Annotated in this window: 8 protein-coding genes; 3 read left to right on the top strand and 5 right to left on the bottom strand. The window is 60.0% G+C overall.

Translation table 11 applies throughout. The features are described 5' to 3' along the window. The first annotated feature begins 80 nt into the window (after positions 1-80). Entirely contained in the window at positions 81-6,551 is a 6,471-nt protein-coding gene (locus tag BGE01nite_RS05990; RefSeq protein ID WP_170266625.1) for an RCC1 domain-containing protein, read from the top strand. 80 nt (positions 6,552-6,631) lie between these two features. Here the strand turns inward: BGE01nite_RS05990 and BGE01nite_RS05985 are convergent, their stop codons facing one another. Next, positions 6,632-7,852, bottom strand: coding sequence for a saccharopine dehydrogenase family protein (locus tag BGE01nite_RS05985; RefSeq protein ID WP_146849440.1), 1,221 nt, complete (start codon positions 7,850-7,852; stop codon positions 6,632-6,634). A 280-nt stretch (positions 7,853-8,132) separates the two neighbouring features. On the opposite strand from BGE01nite_RS05985, the gene BGE01nite_RS05980 reads away from it, so the two are divergent. Further along, positions 8,133-14,534 carry an RCC1 domain-containing protein gene (locus BGE01nite_RS05980; RefSeq protein ID WP_170266624.1) on the top strand — a complete coding sequence of 2,134 codons (6,402 nt, stop codon included), beginning with the start codon at positions 8,133-8,135 and terminating at the stop codon, positions 14,532-14,534. 64 nt (positions 14,535-14,598) lie between these two features. Here BGE01nite_RS05980 and BGE01nite_RS05975 read toward each other — a convergent pair whose 3' ends face one another. Together BGE01nite_RS05975 and BGE01nite_RS05970 are read right to left on the bottom strand one after the other, a co-directional pair. Beyond that, entirely contained in the window at positions 14,599-15,045 is a 447-nt protein-coding gene (locus BGE01nite_RS05975) for a hypothetical protein (protein WP_146849434.1), read from the bottom strand. A 30-nt stretch (positions 15,046-15,075) separates the two neighbouring features. Then, a complete protein-coding gene (locus BGE01nite_RS05970; RefSeq protein WP_146849432.1) occupies positions 15,076-16,311 on the bottom strand; it encodes a redoxin family protein in 1,236 nt (411 codons plus the stop codon). A gap of 346 nt (positions 16,312-16,657) precedes the next feature. Here BGE01nite_RS05970 and BGE01nite_RS05965 point away from each other — a divergent pair, with 346 nt between their 5' ends. Continuing rightward, a complete protein-coding gene (locus BGE01nite_RS05965) occupies positions 16,658-17,950 on the top strand; it encodes a dihydrolipoamide acetyltransferase family protein (protein WP_146849430.1) in 1,293 nt (430 codons plus the stop codon). A gap of 118 nt (positions 17,951-18,068) precedes the next feature. Here BGE01nite_RS05965 and BGE01nite_RS05960 read toward each other — a convergent pair whose 3' ends face one another. Further along, on the bottom strand, positions 18,069-18,332 hold the full coding sequence (locus BGE01nite_RS05960) for a hypothetical protein (protein WP_146849428.1): 264 nt from the start codon (positions 18,330-18,332) through the stop codon (positions 18,069-18,071). A 27-nt stretch (positions 18,333-18,359) separates the two neighbouring features. Then, positions 18,360-18,809: a hypothetical protein gene (locus BGE01nite_RS05955; protein ID WP_146849426.1), complete on the bottom strand. Its 450-nt coding sequence runs from the start codon at positions 18,807-18,809 to the stop codon at positions 18,360-18,362. Positions 18,810-18,827 lie beyond the last annotated feature (18 nt).

Here is an 18,827-nt window from a genome sequence, read left to right as displayed (position 1 = left end):
ACACAGCGTAAATACATATTGTATCAGGCGCGTTGAGGAGGCATACTAGACGTCTAGCTTAATAGCCTTTCACGATGCGCTTGAATTCGTCCCTTCGTTCCTCTCTCAGCCAAGTCTTCTGCCGCACCTTGCCCGTTCTGGCGAGCCTGCTTTTAGCGGCCCCCAGCGCGCAGGCGGCCCTCTCGGCCACCTTCAATGCCGCCGCTGATGTGCCTGTGACGGCCGCCAGCTACACGCCTGCAGGTGACGTGGACTTTACCTTGAACTTCGCGCCCACCCCTGGGACGAACCTGACCGTGGTGAAGAACACCGGAGTGCCCTTCATGGTCGGTGCCTTCACCAATCTGGCGAACGGCGCGGCCGTGAACCTCAGCTTTGACGGCAAGACCTACCCCTTCGTGGCCTGGTATTACGGCGGTGAGGGAAACAATGATCTCGTGCTGCTGTGGGCGCACACCAAACTCGCTGCCTGGGGTTGGAATGAACATGGAACTCTTGGAGATGGCACGCTCGTTCAGCGTGATGCTCCAGTGATGGTTGATAGAACGGGTGTGCTGGCGGACAAAACGATCGTCCAGGTGTCCTGCGGGACTTATCACACGCTTGCATTGACCACCGAAGGCAGGGTGTATGCATGGGGCAAAAATGGCTTTCTGGGCTTTACCGCCACCACTCCGGGAAGCTTTTCCCTGCCAGCACCGGTAAACACAGACAGCGGTGTAAGCGCTCTCCACGGCAAGACTGTGGTGGCCGTGGCCGCAGGCGGTGACTCCTACAGCCTGGCCCTTTGCAGTGATGGCTCCTTGGTCAGCTGGGGATACAACCCATTTGGTCAACTCGGAGATAACAGCCAGACATCACGGGAGATGCCAGTCTTGGTGAACACGACGGCGGGGCTGAGTGCCCTTGCCGGCAAGACGGTGACCTCCATCGCCGCAGGTGAGTCGTTCAACTTGGCGCTATGTAGTGATGGCAGCCTGGTTTCCTGGGGACGCAACCATTATGGACAGTTGGGAGACAACAGCCAAACAAACCGGTGGGTGCCGGTCCTCGTGGATCGAGAACTCGGACGCAGCGCCTTGGCTGGAAAAGCGGTGAGATCTCTGGCGGCCGCAGCCTCGAGCAGTCTAGTGCTCTGTGAAGATGGCTCCGTCGTGGGATGGGGCCTGAATCAGCACGGCAATCTGGGTGATGGAACCATGACGAACAGGCTGACTCCTACGGTGATGAACACCGAGGCTGGGGTAAGCTTCCTGCATGGCCGTCAAGTGACCTCCCTTGTCGCAGGCCAGCAGCATACCATCATTTTGTGTTCAGACGGGACTCTGGCTGCGTGTGGGTGGGCTTACCAAGGCCGGCTCGGCATGGGGCCGTCCGAAACGTGGGACAGGAGTGTTTTCCCTCGGCAGGTGAACGCAATCTCGGGCCAGAGCGCCTTGTTTGGAAAGACAGTGACAGCTTTGTCAGCCGGGCTGACGCATAGCATGGCGCTGTGCTCTGACGGAACGGTCGTGGCGTGGGGTGATAACACCTACGGCCAGATCGGGAAGGGCAGCACGCAGTCCAGCTATTTCACGGCCGTGGCAGTGAATACGGCTCCGGGGACAAGTGCTCTTGCCGGTCAGCGAGTCACGGCGCTGGCAGGATCTGCGCCAGACGCTAGATTTTCTGTGGTAATCTATGGCGTGCAAGCCACGCCTGAGATCACTATCAACGGCAATGGCATGGAAATCGCCAGCGGTGACACGTCACCCAGCCTGGGTGACCACACCACGTTTAGCGGGGCCATCGTTCAAGGCAGCGCAGTCACGCGGATGTTCACCGCATCTAATTCCGGAGCGGCACCGCTGAACCTGACGGGCAGCCCCCAGGTGACGATCAGCGGCCCGAACGCGAGTGATTTCACCGTCACCAGCCAGCCTGCCAGCTCGCTTTCCTTTGGAGGGCAGTCCAGCTTTCAGGTGGCCTTCAACTCCACGGCTCCAGGCCTCCGCAAGGCAACTGTAAGCATAACCAATAATGATACTGACGAAAGCACTTATGTCTTCACAATTCAGGGTGTGGGTGTCAGCCCTGATTTCACCTTCAACTCGGCATCCGATGTGCCGATCACCACGGATGGCCTGTATGCATCTGGCACCGTCCAGCTCACGCTAAATTTCGCGCCAGCACCTGGAACAAATCTGACAGTGGTCAAAAACACTGGCACTTCATTCATTCAAGGCACCTTTGCGGGAGTGCCAAATGGAGGCACTGTGAACCTGACCTACGACGGCAAGACCTACCCCTTCGTGGCCTGGTATTACGGTGGCGAGGGGAGCAACGATCTGGTGCTGCTGTGGGCCAAGACCTTCATCGCAGGCTGGGGAGACAATCAAGACTACCAGCTCACCGGGTCTTTTCCCAATACCTTCCCCCCCGTCAAGCTGGCGCCTACGCGAGTGGACCGGACTGGCGTGCTCGAGGGCAAGACCATCGTCCAGCTCGCCATGGGAGACTCCCACTGCCTCGCGCTCACGACAGAGGGCAAGGTCTACTCATGGGGCAGTTCTTACTCGGGGCAGCTGGGCTACTTGGGGGGAGATGGCAGGTCCGCCTACCCGGTCCAGACCGACGCTGGCAGCTCGCTGGCAGGCAAGACGGTGGTGGCCATTGCAGCAGGTGCCAATCATAGTCTGGCGCTGTGCTCTGACGGCACCGTGAGCGCCTGGGGAAGCAACACTCAAGGACAACTTGGGGCTGCAGGAGGGACACAACTTTCGATCCCCGTCCAGGTGAACAATATCGGCGTCAGCGCTCTGATGGGCAAAACGGTCACCGCCATCACCGCCGGGCGCTTCCACAGCGTGGCCCTGTGCTCAGATGGCAAGGTGGCCGCCTGGGGGTCAAACAGCAACGCCCAGCTTGGCAATGGCTTTGAGTCAGGCGGCAGCCTGCCCAGGGCTGTTGTGTATGGAGTTCTGGCTGAAAAAACAGTGCTGTCCGTGAAGGCAGGTCCCATGCACACCCTGGCCCTCTGCTCTGACGGCACACTGGTGAGCTGGGGTAGCAATCTCAACGGTTCGCTGGGGATCGGCACGACAGGTAATCCCTCCGAGCCGGTGGCAGTGTCCACGGCCGAGGGCAGCAGCGCGCTTTTCGGCAAGACGGTGGTGAGCATGGCAGCTGCGGATCAGTGTCTGGCCCTGTGCTCGGATGGCACCGTCGCGGAGTGGGGAAGGAGCTTGCTCAGCCCGGTCGCGGTCAGCACAGTTGCGGGCGTGAGTGCCTTGCATGGCAAAACGGTGACCGCCGTTGCCGTGGGCTCAGGACATAATCTGGCTCTCTGCTCGGACGGCAGCCTGGCGAGCTGGGGCGCCAACAGTCGCGGCCAGCTCGGAGACAACTCCACGACTACACGATCAGTGCCCGGTCTCGTCAGCACAGAAGAGGATGTCAGCGTGCTCGCCGGCCTGCCGGTGACAGGTCTGCCAGTCTCGCTCACCGACAGCGAGAGCTCCGTGGCGATCTTCACTCCCTCACCACCAGAGATTCAAGTTTCCGGACTCTTCCCAGGCACACCCAGCAACACTCTGGTGGAGATCGTGGATGGTGACACCACTCCCAGCCCGGCAGATCTCACCGAGTTTGAGCCCGTGCTTTTGCAGGAGTCAGCCGTCCATGACTTTTCCATCTCTAATCGGGGAATTGAACGGCTGACTTTGAATCCCAATCCCCCGTTTGGCGAACTTGTGACGATCGGCGGCCCCAATCCTGGGAATTTCTCATTCGTTCTCTACAATCCCAATAACGGCACTTCCCCCCCGCCGCTGCCAACCACCATCACGAGCCGTGGACTGGCGAGATTCAGACTCTCTTTCACCCCCAACGGTCTGGGGGTGCGTACAGCCACGGTAACGATCCGCAGCAATGATCCCGATGAAGATCCCTACACTTTTGTGGTCCGTGGCACGGGTGTGACACCGGAGATCGAAATCCGTGAGTCCGGAAACAACGTGGCCAGCGGCAGCACGTTTGCACTCGGAGAAGTGGCGGTCGCCGGCAACAGCCAGTCCTTCGTGAAAACCTTCGTGATCAACAACCTTGGGACGGCGGATTTGAGAGGGCGCACCAACATTCCCAGCAACTTGCAGGTCACCAAATACGGCGAAAACGCTGACGATTTTACGGTGCTCACACAGCCCGCCGGATCAGTAGCGCCTGGAGGCAGCACCACCTTTACTATTCAAGGCAATCCAAGCCACTTTAGCACACGAACAGCCACTCTGGAGATCGAAAACAACGATCTCAATGAAGGCAGCTACTTCATCAATCTCACGATGAGCGGCGTTAGTAGTTCCGCGCCAATAGCAGGCAAAGAATCTGTCACGGGCATCTCCTTCGATGGAGCGACATTGAAAGCCGAGGTGAATGGCAAGGGCCATGAGCGTCAGGTCTACTTTGAATATGGCACCACCAACACCTACGGCAGCCGGGTGGAGGCAACGCCGGGCACCGTGACGGCTGGCCCCACCCAGATCTCCGCCGTGCTGTCAGGCCTGCTGCCGAACACGACCTATCATTTCCGTGCGGGTGTCGCTGGCCCCGTGGGTTCGGCGGTCACCAAGAACAAGACTTTCACCACGCTCAACCGTCTCCCAGTGGCGCTGGCGGACTCCGCCGTGGTGCTGCCGGGCGGGCAGGTGGTGATCCCGGTGCTGGCGAATGACACCGATCCAGGAGACGTCCTGAACATCGCCTCCTTCACCCAGCCAGCACCGGCCGTGGGCAAGGTCACGAAGGTGGGCAACACCCTGGTCTTCACCGCGGCAGCTAGCTTCAATGGCGGCACATTTAGTTATGCCGCCGGGGATGCCAACCGTGGTAAAAGCACTGCTGCCACGGTGACGCTGACACTGGGAAGCTGCGAGATCGGACCCGACGTCACTATTCCTGCAGACAGTCCGCCGTATGCCCTCACCGTGACCGCCAATGCGCCTTGGGGTGTCATCGAAAACACTTCGTGGCTCAGCTTCCTGCCTCCGGCCGCGAATGCGACTTCGGTGACCTTCATTCCAGCTCCTAATGCTTCGAAGACATCGCGCACCGCCACCGTGAACGTCGGTGGCAAGACCCACACGGTGACTCAGAGCGGCGTGAGCGCCGTGCCCGTGCTCACCGTGCCACCCTTCATCCCGCAGGCCGCCATCAGCGCGAACTATGAGCTCGCCATCCCGACTGAAAACGGCCCCGTCACCTACACCGCGACCAACCTGCCCAAAGGCCTCACCCTTTCCAATGCCACCGGCAAGATCACGGGTTATCCCACCGAGGCCAAGACCTCCAGCGTCACCGTGAAAGCCAAGAACGTGCAGGGTGACTCGAGCTCCATCAGCTTTAACATCACCGTGCTCGATATCCCGGCCTCCGTCGTGGGCAGCTTCTCAGCTCTTGTTGAAGATGACACGGCACTGACCGACAAGCTCGGCGGCTTCATGACCATGACCGTGACCAAGACCGGCGGTGTCACCGGCACGCTGAAACTCGGCGCAGGCAGCCATCCCTTCACCGGCAGGCTCAACACAGCGGAGACCCCCGCCGCTCCTGATCCCCTGCATCCCGTGCTGCGCACGAGCGTGAAGCGCGCAGGCAGGCCCAATGTCGAGCTCTTGGTTAGGATGAATGATGACGAAACCGACCTCATCTCCGGCGAGGTCACCCTTGCAGGAGCCGAGCCCGCCAGCCTGGAGCTGGAAGGCAGCCGCCACGTCTGGGATGCCAAGACCAAACCTGCGGACAACTACCAAGGCTACTACACCGTGGCCCTGCAGCCCACCTCCACCGCGGCGGACATTCCGCAGGGAGACGGCTTCCTGACCATGACGGTCACACCCGCAGGCGCTGTGAGCTGGTCCGGCCAGCTCGCGGACGGCACGGTGATGCCGGCGCAAACCTGCACCCTGTGGGCGGACGGTAGAGTGCCGTTGTTCATCGTGTTTGGGAAGGGCCTCGGATCACTCACCCAAAGCCTAACTATATCTTCCGCAACGCGTGCGGCCACCGGCCCGTTGCGCTGGCACAAGAAGCCACAGGTGGTGCGCGCGTATGCGGATGGCTTCGGGAACGCGACGCTTCAGGCCTCGGGTGGTAAGTATGTGCCGCCGGGCCCGAACAAGACGATCCTCGGGCTGAATGCACCGGCCCTTGTGAACCTGGATTTCAAGAGCGGCGGGATTGAGGACGCCAGCCAGTTTGTGCCTTCCATTAGCTTCAGCATCAGCACCCAGCATCAGGGTTCCAGGCCGGCGGAGGGAAATCCCGCACAGATCAAGCTCACAAAGATCGATGTGGTGAAGGGAACCTACATGGGCACGATGACGCTAAAGGATCCCAATCCCTTTAACGCCTCCCTACCGCAAGTTTCACGCCCGGTGACATTCCAGGGTGTGCTGGTGCCACATCTCAACTTTGGCACGGGTTACTTCCTGCTGCCAGCCATCGCAGGCCCGCCGGTGGATGTGACCAAGTCCCCGACGCTGAGCGGACGCGTGCAGATCACGACCATGCCTTGAAATATGAGATGCCAGGTAAAAAAGAAGCCCTTCCTGTGAAGGAAGGGCTCTTGTGATTTTTGAAGAATCTTTGGTTCGTCTTACTTCGCGGCAGGTTCGCCAGGAAGGGGCTCCGTTGGGAAGGTCTCAAGCCAGGGGAGGCCGTATTTGTTGAGGTCTTCCATGAAGGGATCTGGATTGAGCTGCTCGACGTTCCAGACGCCGGGCTGGCGATACTCCGCCGGATTGGTGAGGAGCTGGCGAGCGGCGATCATGGCGGGGACGCCCGTGGTGTAGCTCACGCCCTGACTGTTTGTCTCGCGGTAGCACTCCTGGTGGTCGCAGATGTTGTAAACGTAGTAGCGCTTGAACTGGCCGTCCTTGCCGGTGCCTTCGATCCAGTTGCCGATGCAGGTCTTGCCCTTGGTATCAGGACCGAGGGTTCCGGGCTCTGGCAGGAGCGTCTTGAGGAACTCGATGGGGATGATGTCCACGCCCTTGTGCTTCACGGGATGGATGCCGGTCATGCCGACGTTCACCAGCACTTCCATGTGCTTGATGTAGGCATCGCCAAAGGTCATCCAGAAGCGCGCGCGGCGCATGGGGATGTGCTTGGTGAGGCTTTCCAGCTCCTCGTGGTAGAGGCAGTAGATGTTCTTCGGGCCGATGCCGTCCGGGAACGGGAAGCTGCGCTTGATCTCAAGCGGCTTGGTCTCGACCCACTGGCCGTTTTCCCAGTAGCGGCCGTTCGCGGTGACCTCGCGCAGATTGATTTCAGGATTGAAGTTGGTGGCGAAGGCCTTGCCGTGGTCGCCAGCGTTGCAGTCCAGGATGTCGAGGGTGTCGATCTTGCTGAAGTGATGCTTCAGGGCGTAAGCGGTATAAACATTGGTTACGCCAGGATCGAAACCGCAGCCGAGGAGGGCGGTGAGGCCGGCGGCCTTGAATTTCTCCTGATAGGCCCACTGCCAGTGGTATTCGAATTTGGCGACGTCCTTCGGCTCGTAGTTCGCGGTGTCGATGTAATGCACGCCGGCCTCGAGGCAGGCATCCATGATGGTGAGGTCCTGGTAAGGCAGAGCCACATTGATAACGACCTCGGGCTTGAAGTCCTTCAGCAGTTTGACGAGCTCCGGCACATTGTCCGCATCCACGGCGGCGGTCTGGATGGGGCGCTTCAGCTCAGCGGCGATGCTGTCACACTTCGACTTGGTGCGGCTGGCCAGCATGATCTCTCCGAAGACTTCCGGAAGCTGGGCGCATTTGTGAGTGACGACACGGCCGACGCCGCCGGCACCGATGATGAGGACTTTATGAGACATGATGGGTGAAATTCGAAGGGAGGAGGAAAATGGATGCCCGCACCAGCGCGGAGGGCGATTCTAGGCGGCAGGGGGGGAATGCAACGGTCAAAGTGGTCACATCCGCTGCTTCTGGTCACGTAGATCGGAAAAAGGTGGAAATGAAGAGTGAAAAGGCTGGGGGGAAACGCATTTGTCTGCGAATCGATGGTCGAGATGGCCGTAACGACGGCGTAAATACACATTGAGTCAGGCCAGGTTTGAGGCGATGTTAAGAGCTTGGCCTAAAGGCCCTTTTTTGATGAGCCTGGATCTGACTTTTCGTTCTCTTTTTCGCGTAAGCCTGCGTGCTGTCTCGCGCTGTGTTTTGCCAGCCCTGGCGGGTTTGCTTCTGGCCGCTCCGAGCGCGGATGCCGCGCTGTCTGCCGCCTTCAATGCAGCCACGGATGTGCCGGTGACAGCCTCCAGCTACGCACCTGCGGGCGAGGTGGATTTCACGCTGAACTTTGCCCCCGACCCCGGCACGAACCTGACGGTGGTGAAGAACACTGGGCTTCCGTTCATTGAGGGCGCTTTCAGCAATCTGGCGAACGGGGCGACAGTGAACCTGAGCTACAATGGTGCGACCTATCCCTTCGTGGCCTGGTACTATGGCGGTGAGGGGAACAATGATCTGGTGCTGCTGTGGCCGTACACCTTGGTAGCTGGGTGGGGACACAACTTATACGGCCAGCTCGGAGATGGAACACGAGCCGACAAGCGGGTTCCCACGCGAGTGGATCAGGCGGGGGTCCTGGCTGGCAAAACGGTTGTACAAGTCGTTCAAGGCGGCATTTTCAGCCTAGCCCTCACCACCGAAGGCCGAGTCTATAGTTGGGGATCCGATTTTAATGGCGCGCTCGGCAATAGCTCGACGACCGAGGCCATCCTGCCTGTGGCAGTGAATACTGAAAGTGGTACAAGTGCCTTATATGGAAAAGAAGTGGTGTATCTGACGGCAGGCAGGAATCACAGTCTGGCCGTCTGCTCTGATGGGACCGTGGTGGGCTGGGGCCGCAATGACTCCGGGCAGCTCGGGGACGGCACAACCCAAAATCGCCCCATGCCAGTGATGATGAACACCCTCAGCGGAGCCAGCGCTCTGTCCGGCAAATCTGCCGTGTCTGTGAGTGCGGGGCAGGATCACACCCTGGTGCTCTGCTCGGATGGAACCATGGTGTCTTGCGGGGGCAATGGGTCAGGCCAACTGGGAGATGGGACACTGATTCAAAGGCTCTCACCGGTGAGCACAGGGGCTGATGCCGTAGCTATGGATGGGAAGAAGGTGGTTTCCATCTCTTCAGGCCGTAGTCACAATCTGGCTCTATGTTCCGATGGCACACTGATGTCATGGGGTTCCGGTGCACTCGGGGATACCGTCTCGCAACGATCCGTGGTGGCGCCGGTGAACAGCGCCAGTGGCACCAGCGCTCTTTTTGGCAAGAATGTGGCAGCTATCTCTGCCGGGCATAGTCACAGTCTGGCACTTTGCACAGACGGCACTGTCACAGGCTGGGGCGATAATTCGAGCTGGCAACTTGGGGACACTTTGCCGGGCCGTGCACTGCCGGTCTCAATCACTTCCGGTGCATTGTCGAACAAGCAAGTGGTGAGCGTTGCTGCGGCCAGCGCATCTTCTTTGGCGCTACTCGCAGACAACACGCTTGTGTTTTGGGGCGTCAACAATAGAAGCGGGGGTAGCAGGCCCGTGGTTGTCGAGCAGATCGTGGGAGTTAGTGCCCTTGGTGGCGTGAGAGTCTCACGCCTGCCGAGCGCATGTCATACTGCCTCTCATGTGTTGTCCATTTATCGAGTGCCGTTCAACGAGATAACCGTCCGAGGGAATGGCAGAGAGATTCTCAACGGGGACATGAGCCCGGACTTTGCCGACCATACGAACTTTAGCACGGTGCTGTTGAATACCCAGGCAAGGGTGCGGACTTTTACCATTACAAACACCGGGATGGCGGAGCTAAATCTGACCGGTGCACCAAAGGTGACCATCAGCGGCCCTCATGCTGCCGATTTCATCGTGGCATCCGGACCTGTCTCTCCATTGGATCCACTGAGCGGAACGACAACTTTCCAGATTGCCTTTGATCCGAAGGCAGCGGGAATCCGCCATGCCACGGTTAGCGTGATGAGCGATGATCACGACGAGTCGTTCTACACTTTTGGCATTCAGGGAGTGGGCAGTTTAGGAGGCTTCAGCTTTGACAATGGCGTCGACGCTGCCGTCACGGCAGACAACTATGCAGCAACGGGGGAAGCCAGCCTCACTTTGAACTTCGCGCCAGAACCAGGGACAAATCTGACGGTGGTGAAAAATACCGGGCCTGCATTCCTTGAAGGCACTTTCAGCAACCTCCCCAACGGCTCGACAGTGAACCTCAACTACAATGGAGTGACGTATCCGTTCGTGGTCTGGTATTACGGCGGCGAGGGTAACAATGATCTGGTGCTGCTGTGGCCCAGGACCGTGCTGGCCGCATGGGGAAACAATTCTTCAGGGCAGCTTGCTGTTAGCAATTACGGCGATTTCCGGCATGACACACCGGAACTGGCAGATATCAGTGGCTTGCTGGAAGGAAAGACCCTTGCCCAGGTGTCCCAGGGTGGAGCACACACGCTGGCCTTGACGACCGAGGGTAAAGTGTATGCCTGGGGTAGTAACCAGTGGGGCCAGCTCGGAGACAATACTTTGGTCAAGAAAAGCGCGCCGGTGGGGGTCAATACCACAGATGGGGTCAGTTCCCTGTCTGGTAAGAAGGTCGTGGCGATTGCCGCAGGGTACAATCACAGTCTCGCCCTCTGCTCCGATGGAACGGTGAGCGCATGGGGCAGCAACTATAATGCTGAACTCGGGAACGGAACCATCACCGACAGCGCCGTCCCAGTCCCTGTGGACACTGCGACCGGCACTAGCACTCTACATGGCAAAGTTGTGACGGCTCTGGCAGCAGGCTCGAGTCACAATCTCGCCTTATGTTCGGACGGCACTCTCGCCGCGTGGGGTGCCGGCGGGAGTGGTCAGTTGGGAGACGGCGGTTCCGTGCAACGCCGGGTGCCCGTGGCCGTGAATGCCACGGAAGGAATGAGCGCCTTGTCGGGAAAGGTAGTGACATCCATGGCAGTGGGTTGGTCTCACAGTGTCGCGTTGTGCGCGGATGGCAGCATGGTGGCCTGGGGAGGCAATGCAAAAGGGCAGTTGGGGGATGGCTCGACGACCTCCCGCCTGCTGCCAGTGACGGTGTCTGTGACCGGGGTACTGGCGAACAAGACTGTCACGTCCATCTGCGCTGGCGAAAGCCACAACATAGCGCTCTGCTCAGATGGGACGATTGCTTCCTGGGGGGAGAATGACGAGGGTCAGATCGGAGATGACAGCGGAATGAGCCGGACTTTGCCTGTGATGGTGAATATCACTCCCGGCTCAAGCGCACTCGCCGACAAAACAGTCGTCAGCATTGCCTGCGGGGAAAAGCACAACCTGGCCCTGTGCACAGACAACACATTGGTGGCTTGGGGCTACAACTACGATGGCCAGCTCGGAGACGACAGCTCTGCCACTCGCAGCCGAGTTCCTGTAAACGTCTATCGCGAGGGCGGCTTTTCCAGGGGTGTCCTGGCTGGCAAGACAATCACTGGCTTGCCCAGCCGATCCGGAGTATCTTCCGGCAGTTCGATGGTCATCTTTGAGGGAGCCCTGCGTGACATCTCTGTGACGGGCAATGGCAAGGAAATCGTCAACGGAGACACGACGCCCGAATCCGGCGACCTCACCGATTTCGGCAATGTGCCGCAAGTGGGTGACACGGTGAAGCGCACTTTCTGGATCGCCAATAAAGGTGTTGGAATGCTGCAATTCACCGGCACCCCGTATGTGGAAATTTACGGCAACCATTTTTACAGCGACCATTTCTTCGTCTCACGCCAGCCGGCACAAACCTACACAAGCAGCAATGGCCGGGTATCTTTTGACATCACATGCTCACCGCGCGCCCTAGGCTTGCAAACTGCCACTGTGACCATCCGGAGTGATGCCCCTGATGAGCCGGTTTATACCTTCAGCATCCAATGCTTTGGACGGGGGTCTGAAATCGAGGTCCGTGAAGCAGGGGTCAACGTGGCCAGTGGCGGCACTGTGTCATTCGGACGTGTCGCGAGCGGCTGGCCCCGGGGGGTGGCTCGAAAGACCTTTGTCATCAACAATCTTGGCAATGAAGACCTCACAGACCTGACCTTCATCAAGTCCGGGCAAAACCCTTACGACTACACAATCCTTGTTCCACCAACCGCCCCCGTTCCCCCAGGGGGAAACACCAGTTTCGTCGTGCAAGCCAGCCCGGGTGACCAGGGGGCCAGGAGTGCGGTTTTGCGCATCACGAACAATGACTTCAACGAATACTATTTTGACATCGTCATGACCGCCACAGGTGGTGACTCGACTCCACCCGCCACAACCAGACCGACGGTCACGGGAGTCACCATGGATGGAGCCACTCTGAAAACTGAGGTGGATGCGCGAGGCTCAGAACGCTGGGTGCTCTTTGAATATGGAACAACCCCCGACTATGGCAGTCAGGTGGCAGCCACGCCGGATACCGTCACAGGTTACTCAAAAACCAACGTGTCCGCGACGATCACCGGGCTTTTACCTAACACAAAGTATCACTTCAGGGTGCGTGCCGAGGGGGTGATGGGATCGGCCAATGGAGAAGACAAGACTTTCACCACGCTGAACCGCCTGCCGGTGGCCGTGGCGGACTCGGCGGTGGTGCTGCCCGGTGGGCAGGTGGTGATTCCGGTGCTAGGCAATGATGTGGATCCGGGAGATGTGCTGAACATCGCCTCGTTCACGCAGCCGGCTGCGACGGCGGGCAAGGTGACAAAGGTGGGGAACACGCTGGTGTTCACCGGGGCGGCTGGATTTTCTGGCGGAACATTTAGTTATGCCGCAGGTGATGCCTATCGCGGTAAAAGCAGTCCTGCCACGGTGACGCTAACGCTGGGCACCTGCAGCATCGGGCCGGATGTGACGGTGTCTGCAGACAGCCCACCGTATGAGCTGGCGGTCATCGCCAATGCGCCTTTTGGGGTGATCGAGAATGTTTCGTGGCTGAGCTTTGTGCCACCAGCGCCTGGGACGACTTCAGTGACGTTCATCCCGGCTCCAAATGCTTCCAAGACAGCGCGCACGGCGACGGTGAATGTGGGTGGCAAGACGCACACGGTGACTCAGAGCGGCGTGAGCGCTGTGCCGGTGCTGACGGTGCCTGATCCGATCCCGCTGGCGGCCATTAGCGCGAGTTACGAGCTGGGCATCCCGACTCAGAACGGACCGGTGACCTACATGGCGACCGGTTTGCCGAAGGGGCTGACGCTTTCCAATGCCAGCGGCAAGATCACGGGATATCCCTCTGAAGCCAAGACCTCCACGGTGACGGTGAAGGCGAAGAACGTGCAAGGTGAGTCCAACACGATCAGCTTTGATATCACGGTGCTGGACATCCCGGCCACGGTGGTGGGCAGCTTCTCAGCGGTCATTGAGAGTGACACCACGCTGACGGACAGACTCGGTGGTTTCATGACCATAACGGTGACGAAGACGGGAGCTGTCTCGGGCACGCTGAAACTAGGAGCCGGAAGCCATCCCTTCACCGGCAAGCTGAGCACGGCGGAGAATCCGGCGGAGCCAGATCCTGAACATGCGGTGCTGCGGACAAGTGTGAAGCGCACGGGCAAACCAAATGTGGATCTGGTGGTGCGGATGAATGATGATGAGACCGACTTTATCTCAGGCGATGTGACGCTGCCTGGAGCTGAACCGGTCAGCCTGGAGCTGGAAGGCGGACGTCATGTTTGGGACGCGAAGACCAAGCCCGCAGACAGTTACAAGGGCAACTTCACGGTGGTGCTGCCCCCCACCTCCACGGCCACAAGCATCCCCCAGGGAGACGGCTTCCTGACCTTCACCGTCACACCTGCAGGTGCGGTGAGCTGGTCGGGGCAGCTGGCAGATGGCACGGTGATCCCAGCTCAGACGTCAGCAGTGTGGGCGGATGGCCGCGTGCCGTTGTTTGTTGTGTTTGGCAAGGGCCTGGGATCCCTCACCCAGACGCTGCGCATCTCGGCTGGCACTCGTCTGGTGACCGGGCCGCTGCGCTGGCACAAGAAGCCACAGGTGATGCGCGCCTTTGGGAATGGATTTGAGAGCGCGACGCTTCAAGCCAATGGCAGTGAATACCTGCCACCGGTGGCAGGCAAGACGCTGCTGGACCGTCCAGCGCCTGCGACGTACCGGCTGGACTTCCTGGATGGCGGGATCGAAGACGTGAGGAGTTTCATCGACCTGGACCAGGTGTTCAGCATGAGTGTCACGCATGTGCTCTCCTCTTCCACTCCCAACCCAAGCCAGGTGAAGATCACCAAGATTGACCTAACCAAAGGCACGTTCATCGGCACAATGACACTGAAGGACACCAATCCCTTCAATGCCGGCCTCCCGGAGGTGTCCCGCACGCTGACCTTCCAGGGCGTCCTGTTTTCATACATGCACATGGGCACGGGCTATTTCCTCCTGCCTGGCATCACTGGCCCGCCGGTGAATGTGACAAAGTCCGCCATGACAAGCGGCCAGGTGCGGATCGAGATTTTACCATAACCGGAATGCCCCTGCGGGATTTGGAGCGCATGATGTCCAGTCATTACGCGATCTGTCGAACGGCCTATGCTTCCTGCTTCTCCTCCAGCCAGTCGTAGATCTGCTGGTCGGTGAAACTGGAGGCGCGGCGCAGGCCTGAGATGATGCCTAGGGTGGCCAGGATGATGGCGGGCAGGATCAGGCGCCAGTCCCAGAGCGCCTGGCCGTGATTCACCCGGTGGAGGAAGGCTTCCAGCTCGGGCTGGCTGATGAGCCAGAGCATGAAAAGGTACCGGATGACCTGGCCGCACCAGTAGCGCCACCGTTCAAAGCCCTGCTGCTGCGGCAGTTTCACCACCAGCTCCTCCTGGGGGCCGGTAAAGCCGAGGAACAGGCAGAAAGCCAGCCCCGCAAGCACCAGGCCTATGACGGGCAGGCTCCGCGCAAAGGCCAGGAAGGCAGCGAGGAGCAGGCCTGGCACCAAAACAGCCCGGAGGCGCATAAGGCGCCGGATCTTGGGAAATTTGGTCATGCTTGTTGTTCGGCAACAGCTAGGAAATACTTACTTCTCAGGCACGTAAAAGCGGCCCATGGCCTCGAGGATTTTTTCGCGGAGCTCATCGCCATTCACTTCTTCGTTGTGGCGATAGATGACGGCTCCACCGGGGGCCACGACGAGGGTGTGCGGGATGGGACCGGGCCACTCGGGATCTAGCGCCTGGATGAGGGCATCGGTGTTCGGGGCGTTGTAGATGTAGGCGTTGCCGCTGCGGCCCTCGGCTTTGAGAGAGGGCTTGATCTTGTCCGGGACGATGGCGTTGTGCTTCTCCAGGAACTCTTTTACTTCCTTCATCTCGCCGGGTTCGTTGATGCTGATGCTGATGAACTCAAAGTCACGCAGGCCGAATTTACGCGCCGTGGCGACGAGCTCGGGGAACTCTGCCACACAAGGTCCGCACCAGGTGGCCCAGACGTTGAAGAGGCGGACTTTTTTGGTGTCGTTCTTGCGCAGGGCGGCGACGCCGGCGGCATCGATGAGCTCCACAGTGACCTCGCCTTTTTCCCACTTCTCATTGTCGGTGATGACTTCGCTGCGCTTGTCGAGCCACTTGGTGGAGCAGCCATGCGGCTTGGTGACTTCCACGGGCACCGGTTTGCCTGCAAGGAGGGCATCGATGGCGTTGCGCGCATCGTGGGAGGTCACCGTGGCGGCATCGACATAGCGGGAGTCGTCCAGACGGCCCTGGTAGCGCAGTTTGCGCTCTTTATCGAAGAGCATGACGTGCGGCGTGGCCAGACAGCCGTAGGCTTTGGCCACGGCCTGGGTCTCGCCATCGTAGAGGTAGGGGAAGTTAAACTCCTGCTCCTTGGCGTGGCGCTTCATCTCAGGGAAGCTGTCGTTGTATTTGGAGTAGCCGAGCTCATCTGGACGGAGGGCGGCGGGGTCGTTCGGGTTAATGCCGACCACGCGCAGGCCCTTGCCCTTATAATCCTTCACGATCTGCTTCAGGCGGCCTTCCACGGCCTGGGAGGTGGGGCAGTGATTGCTGATGAAGGCGATCATGAGCAGCGGAGCGTCCGCATACTCGGCCAGGGTGTGCTTTTCCTCATCGATGCCCAGGAGGTCAAAGGCAGGCGCGGCATCGCCAATTTTCAACTCCGTGAAGCCTTCGGGATGGTTGTGGCCCTTCGCGGCTGTTTTTTTTGAGGCAGGCTCCGGGGCTGGTGCAGGGGTCTGGCCTGAGACCAAGCTGGCAGCGAGCAGCAAAACAAGGGCAGGAAGGAGGGAAAGCTTCATGAGCAAAGAGAAACGTGTGAAACCGGTCTCGTGTAACGCCAGACCCTGAGGAAGGCGAACATTTCCCTCGTCGGCAAGCAGCCACAAGCCCGTAACGGCTGAAGAGGCCGTGTTTTGACTCCGGACAACGCCGAGGGGGTAGGGCCCTAGCCCAAGCGTGGCACTTCACGGGGTTTGGGGGTGCTCTCTGAGACCTAAACATGGGCCGTCTTGTGCTCAGGCTTTCCCAGGGGGCTCCCCCCACCCCGGAAAATTCCCGGCACGAGGGATTTGAGTCCGGCGGCGGACTCGTCTAGTCTCGCCGCCTCACAGACACCCCGAACCCGCTTTTACCCCCTGCCCCGTTATGCCCAAGATCATCGAAATGCCCAAGCTCAGCGACACCATGACCGAGGGCACGCTGGCCAAATGGACCATCAAAGAAGGTGATGCCGTGGAAGTGGGCAAGCCGATCGCAGACGTGGAGACGGACAAGGCCACGATGGAGTATGCCAGCCCCTTTGAAGGCAAGATCCTGAAGCTCATCGCCACCCCTGGCGTGAAGGTGCCCCTGGGCAGCCCGCTGGCCGTGGTGCTGGAAGAGGGCGAGGAAGCCCCCGCAAATCTGGACGAACTGATCGCCAAGGCCCAGGCCGCTGCCGCGCCTGCGCCGAAGGAAGAAAAAGCCGCTGGTGGTGCTGGTGCCAAGAAAGTGGCCGCCCCAGGCCCGCGTCTCCCCTCTGCTCCGCGGCCTGTCAGCCGTGCCGCTGCCAGCAATGTGCGTGTGAAGGCCAGCCCGCTGGCCAAGAAGATCGCCGCTGAGAAGGGTGTGGACCTCGGCTCCATCGAAGGCACCGGCCCTGGTGGCCGCATCGTCCGTGCAGACGTGGAAAATGCCCCGGTCGGTGGTGGCAGCGCTGGCGCCCGTGTGGCCGCCACGCCTGCGATCCGCCCGACCTACGGCCCGGAAGACGAGCGCGTGCCGACCAGCACGATGCGCAACATCATCGCCGAGCGCCTGCTGGCCTCCAAGACTCAGATCCCACACTTCTACCTGCAGGTGGAGATCGACGCGACGCCGCTCATGGACTTCCGCGCGCATCTGAATGCCAGCGCCGAGAAGAGCGGCGGTGTGAAATACACCGTGAACGACTTCATCCTGAAGTCCGTGATCCGCGCCGCCCAGGCCCAGCCTGCCATCAACGCCGCGTGGGATGGAGATGCCATCGTGAAATTCAAGTCCGTGGGCCTTAGTGTCGCCATCGCCATCGATGACGGTCTGGTGACTCCGGTGATCAAGCAGGCGGAGAAGAAGACGCTGGCTGAGATCAGCGCCGCCGTGAAGGACCTGGCTGCCAAGGCGAAGAACAAGAAGCTCAGCCCGGATGACTTTGCCGGCGGCACCATCACGGTGTCCAACCTCGGCGCCTTCGGCATCGACCAGTTCTCCGCCATCATCAATCCGCCGCAGGCCGCCATCCTGTCCATCGGCAGCATCCGCAAGGTGCCGGTCGTGAATGACAAGGGCGCCATCGTGGCCGGTCAGCGCATGTGGATCGGCCTCAGCGGCGACCACCGTGTGGTGGACGGTGCGGTGGCTGCCACCTTCCTCGCCGAGATGCGCAAGCTGCTGGAAAACCCGGCGCTGATGCTGGTGTAAAAACTGGTTAGCCATTCATCTTTGAAGCAGCTCCGGTGATCTTCGCCGGAGCTGTTTTGTTTTGGCCCTAAAGTGATGAAGGCGGCGCTATGTGGGGAGAACGCCCATGCTGGCGAGCTCACCTCCGCCCCTTCCCTTTTGTCCACCACCAGGAGATGAAGTGCCCCAGCCCGCTGAATTTGAACTGCGGGTCCACCCAGTGCTCGATGACGTAGAAGGCGAAGTAATAAGCACGGCTGAAACCCCAGACGCAGAGCGCCAGCAACGCCGAGGTGCGCCAGCTCCAGTTTTCAACGAGCAGCAGCGCGGCGGAGAAGAGGCCGATGAAGAGAAACAGCCATGCTTTGAGCCACATGGCTTTCGTGGAGTGGAGATCACGCATGATGACGATGATGCTCCACCTGACCGCTCAACGACCGCGAAGGTTCAAATGCCCCATGCCGGTTTCCTGAAGGGTGCGGTTGGCACGGTCCACCTGGCCGCGCCACATGGAGTCGGGGTCAGTGGCTCCAGCGGGCACGTATTTAGTGCGGTCAAGCTCGCCATTCATCATGGTCTCATCAAGCCGCATGCGGCTGAAGTTGGCCCGCCGCATCTTCGCGAGGTTCTCGGGCGAGATCTTGCCAGGCATGGTGGGTTTCAGCAGCGGGGTTTCAGGAAGGCTGAGCATGGGAGCTTCCATGGCAGGCGGAAGCTGGAGGTGCGGAATGACCGCAGACGTGGTGACCTGAGCCGGGGCTGCGGGTTTGACGTCGTCACCCTTGGGCTCGTCCTTGACCAGCAGGGTCAGCGAGATGCCCAGCGAGGCCATGCTCATCAGGCTCATAATCCAGAAGGAAGGCGAGAGGGTCGCGTTCATGGCCTTAGAGTCTGCGGG

This window comes from Prosthecobacter gellanilyticus (assembly GCF_007992435.1).
GTDB classification, from domain to species: Bacteria; Verrucomicrobiota; Verrucomicrobiia; order Verrucomicrobiales; family Verrucomicrobiaceae; genus Prosthecobacter; species Prosthecobacter gellanilyticus.
This window is presented reverse-complemented; position numbering and strand designations above follow the sequence as displayed.

What these genes read in the sequence shown, in the direction of transcription:
- BGE01nite_RS05955 (WP_146849426.1), bottom strand. Translation starts at nt 18,809, where the DNA reads ATGAACGCGACCCTCTCGCCTTCCTTCTGGATTATGAGCCTGATGAGC.
- BGE01nite_RS05965 (WP_146849430.1), top strand. Translation starts at nt 16,658, where the DNA reads ATGCCCAAGATCATCGAAATGCCCAAGCTCAGCGACACCATGACCGAG.
- BGE01nite_RS05975 (WP_146849434.1), bottom strand. Translation starts at nt 15,045, where the DNA reads ATGACCAAATTTCCCAAGATCCGGCGCCTTATGCGCCTCCGGGCTGTT.
- BGE01nite_RS05980 (WP_170266624.1), top strand. Translation starts at nt 8,133, where the DNA reads ATGAGCCTGGATCTGACTTTTCGTTCTCTTTTTCGCGTAAGCCTGCGT.
- BGE01nite_RS05970 (WP_146849432.1), bottom strand. Translation starts at nt 16,311, where the DNA reads ATGAAGCTTTCCCTCCTTCCTGCCCTTGTTTTGCTGCTCGCTGCCAGC.
- BGE01nite_RS05985 (WP_146849440.1), bottom strand. Translation starts at nt 7,852, where the DNA reads ATGTCTCATAAAGTCCTCATCATCGGTGCCGGCGGCGTCGGCCGTGTC.
- BGE01nite_RS05960 (WP_146849428.1), bottom strand. Translation starts at nt 18,332, where the DNA reads ATGCGTGATCTCCACTCCACGAAAGCCATGTGGCTCAAAGCATGGCTG.